Here is a 4,111-nt window from a genome sequence, read left to right as displayed (position 1 = left end):
GTTTTATGATAACTTTACTGTTAAAAGAAGTCTAGACAACCTTGTTTTATGCTTGGATATAAGGCTTATTTTAAAATAATAGTAGTGAAGATTTTCTAAAATTAACATAATACACCTTATACGAAATGCGTTATAATTCTCTTGAAAATTCAATGCTGTAGTTTCTAGTTTATAGCCCGAACATCCCTGTTCGGGCTTTTTTTATGATTTTTCACGTTCCACGCCTATTATTTAAGCAATGTTCCACGGTTTTATTCAGTTTTAATAAACCTCATCCGGTTTTTTGAGGAGTCATTATTTCATGTGCTTGCACTGAAATTGGCTCATCAAAAAATTGGAGTCCTGGCTAACCATAAGGAAGGAAGAAACGGCTCAGGAAGCCCCTCTTTTTAGGTTTAGGCTCAACTTGTTTAGGGACAGGGATCCGTTTGTTCTTTGGAGTAGTCAATCCGTCATAGTTTGACTCAGTCTGTGGCCGAGGATCTGTTGCTATATTCGAATTAGTAGATTCATTTAGTTTATTAATATTTTCTTGTTTTGGCTGTTCTAAGGTGCCTTTAAACTCAATTCTATGAGTAAGATCTTCAATATGTTGCATCAAAGACTTTTCTCTTTGATTTGCTAACTCTAACTGATTTTTGAGTAAAGAAATTTGATCTTTTAATACATTTTCAACTTCAGATTGAACGTGTACTTGTACATCCTTTTGAACTTGTTCAGTACGTGCACTGGACTGAACACCGACTGGATTGCCATAAACTCTGATAAGTTCAGACAAGTCTATAAGTCCATCATGATCTCTTGATAATTCACCACTTTTTAAAGCCTCGTATATTGTTGTACGTGATTTTTTAAAGGCTTTACTTGCGTCCATAACGCTAAATTTTGTTGTGTTCAATGGAATCCCTCAGTGCGTGTACAAGGATGTTTATGTGAACATCCAATCTGAACATGAAGTTTATTTTGTATTAAAGCCTACTTTTTTTAGATATGGGAGTAGTTCTTCAAATTTTTGTGGATCTCGTAGCATTTCAGAAATTCGAACTGCAAATTGTGAGTAGCTTTCAGTACCTTGAGAATATTTATTCATCTCTGGAAGCTCAGACAGTTTACTGGCAAAAAGATGACGCTGTGCATCGGTAAATTTTGAGAAAATCTCAAGAGCAGTTTGCTCTTTATTATGAGCTATAACGACTTTTTTCAGTTTAAAGTTGAATGAAAAACCAGAAATATTACGTCCCTTTTTATGTTGCTGACATTGGACGTTAATATCCGTGTGTTCATTAATTTGGGCAATAGCTAGATTTAATACTCGATCTTTAAAATTTCCCATTCTTGTATATTCATCATCAAGAACGCCTATTTTTTGTCTGAACTCTGCTAGTTCGATAATTGGAGTTTGACCCGTACTACGCCAAGCAATTAATAATTCATACAACCGCACAGCATAAGCACTGCTGAGATTACTAATCTGTTGTAACTCATATTTAGTGAATTGTTCTTCTAAACGTGTAATAAGTGGCACGATTGCAGGGGCAAATATTAACTTTACTGTAGCCTCATCATCGATATATCTAATCTCGCTCACCCAGCGACTTAAAACATTCTCTACATTTCCTCTTTTATTAATTTCTTGATAGCTAAATTGACGTACAAATAGATCCTTACAAGCATCTTTTAACGCTTGGTAAGCTGTTTGTCTTGCAACATTAAATTGATTTACATAACTCTCAGCATGCACTTCTAAGGGGTCATTTGCATTGATTCCTCGACCACTATCTCTTGCTTCGACGATAGCTAATAAGATCAAACGTTGTTCTACTAAGTCTAAGTTATAACTCGCATTAATTAAGGCATTATCTTTAACTACTAAGTCCCGCATTTTATTTGTCTACATTATTACTTATGAATATAAATCTATAATAATAAATATGTAGATTAATGCAAGGTAAACGTAGTTAAATCTACAAAAAAAATAATGTAGATTATTGGTAGGTAAACGTAGTCATATTGGTAGGTAAACGTAGTCATATTGGTAGGTAAACGTAGTCATATTGGTAGGTAAACGTAGTCATATGAGATCTAGAAGTCTTTATTTACAAAGACTTGAGCATGTCTAAAAGCATTTAAAAGCTTTAAAAATAATTAAAAGCATATTTCATGAAAAATTGCCCTTGGTTTTCGCTTCGCTCAAACTCTATTGAATCTCGCTTTCGCTCGATTCGTCGGGGCAATTTTTAGTTAATGTTTTCGTGACTTTTAGAAAAAGCAAAAGCAACTCGGAATTCGCTGCGCTCATGAACTTTTTTTCTCGCTACGCTCGATTTAAGAATCAAATTTGGAAAGTTCGCACCCATGCGGGATGCTCTGGTATGCAGGTGATTGATGGATAGGGAGCTTGTAATCAGGGAAAGGAAAGGGCAAATTTTCTCAGTTCGCTCGTAGACACTCGCTCTGTTTAGCGACTCATGCCACGAGATTTCATTCTAGGCGCATGTTGCTGTGCTTTGAGTTGTTGTTCTTGTTTGAGTTTCAGCTGTTGTTCTGTTTTGATCTCATTCACACATTTTTTAATGACTTGATAGGTTGAGTATAGAGTCTGGTATTGCTTGGCTTTGGCCGGATGTTGTTGTTGGTACTGCTTCCAGGCATGTTCTTTGAACTTTTCATTTTCCAATAAATCCTTCACACCATGTTTTTTCTGGTGTTCATGCTGACCTTTCAGCTTTTTGTGTTCCTGATAAATCTCGTCACGTTGGGCTTCCCAGGCTTTTTTTCCAAACAGTAAGGGTTTGTTCTGGGTTAATTCGTTGTGTTGATCAACCAGGCTTTGCAATCTGTCATGACTTTGCTTGAGTCGGCTCTTCACGATGTCCTGGGCAAGCTGCTGATTGAACTCGTTTTCATGTTTTTGCATCTTGCCCAAGGTGTTTTCGGACTTTTTAAAAACATCCTGCATAAATTCCAGGTCTAGATTTGCGTCTTTTGCGCTGATTTCGCGATTTAGCACTTTGCCAAGGGTTTCCCTCTGTTTTTCTTCAAATAGGGCTTTTTCGTCAATTGGTGGCGTTTTAGCGCTATTTTTGATTTGGATCTGCTGTTCAGTTTTCAGTGTGCTGAGTTTGATCTCATTTTCAGCAATCAGCAGATCCATATTTTTGCCGTATTGTAGCTGGGCCTGATTTCTCTGTTTGATTTCATCATTGCTTCGGCTGATTTCGGTCTCAATCCCTTTTCGGCGCAGTTCGGTGACTTTCGGCCCTTCGTGCAGGGTGGCTTCCAGGCCATTCTCCTGGTCTTTGTAGCTGCGGTGATCGACTCGGGCGGTGGATCCGGCTAGATCCAGGTGCATATTGCAGATATCGGCAAAGTGTTCGCGCCAGTGTTCGATTTCTCCACTGTGTTTCTGATCCAGTTCCCGGGTTTTATCCGTGAAGCCTTCCGGAGTAAGTTTGCGTGTGCTCATCAGGATATGCGCGTGATAATTGCGTTCATCACTGCCGGATCCGGTATGCGGTGCATGGATACAGGCATCGACGGCCACCTGATGTCTGTCCACGATACTGGCGCATAGTTCTTCGAGCATGGCCAGGCGTTGTTCCTGATTCAGTTCACTTGGAAAAGCGATTTCAAATTCCCGGGCAACTGTCGAGTTTTTTCGGGTTTCCCTTTGTTCAACTTCGTTCCAGAGTTTTTCCCGGTTTTTTAAATGTTTTGGTGCGCCTTCGGGTAAATAAATTTCTTTATATTCCACACCTGTTTTTCGGCTGTAATCATGTTCTCGGCCCTCACGTTCACAATAGATCTTTTCACCTGCCCGATAGGCAATTGCAGCAGTGGCGGAACGCCCTGCTGATCGTGCTACGGTTTTGACTGAAAAGTGGTAAATCGCCATGCCTATTTTTCGCTTTTAAATTTTCACGTAGTGAAATACAACCGTGGATACGGTTGTCGGGGTATTGGGGAGACCCCAATCGGACTTGAAAACGAAGTTTGCATAAGTGCGCTCTTCGAGGAAAACATTACTATACATATAGCACCTTGAATGCATATTCAAGTGCGCTTATGTTAGGGATGGTTTCCCAGGATGATGGTATTGGATTAATGAGCG

General features: G+C 39.0%; 3 protein-coding genes. All 3 read right to left on the bottom strand.

The features are described from left to right. Positions 1-346 precede the first annotated feature (346 nt). A complete protein-coding gene (locus tag FTV31_RS15795) occupies positions 347-898 on the bottom strand; it encodes a plasmid replication DNA-binding protein (protein WP_257227202.1) in 552 nt (183 codons plus the stop codon). Positions 899-958: 60 nt separating this feature from the next. Beyond that, complete coding sequence (repM, locus tag FTV31_RS15790) at positions 959-1,882, bottom strand: replication initiation protein RepM (protein WP_005021644.1); 924 nt, start codon at positions 1,880-1,882, stop codon at positions 959-961. A 576-nt stretch (positions 1,883-2,458) separates the two neighbouring features. Next, positions 2,459-3,895 (bottom strand): MobQ family relaxase, encoded by a 1,437-nt coding sequence (gene mobQ / locus FTV31_RS15785; protein WP_042087371.1) that lies wholly within the window; start codon positions 3,893-3,895, stop codon positions 2,459-2,461. Between the last annotated feature and the right edge of the window lie 216 nt (positions 3,896-4,111).

The sequence above is a fragment of the Acinetobacter sp. YH16031 genome, from assembly GCF_013417335.1.
In the GTDB taxonomy this organism is placed as follows: Bacteria; Pseudomonadota; Gammaproteobacteria; order Pseudomonadales; family Moraxellaceae; genus Acinetobacter.
The sequence above is the reverse complement of the archived record's forward strand: the minus strand, read 5'-3'. Positions and strand labels throughout refer to the sequence as shown.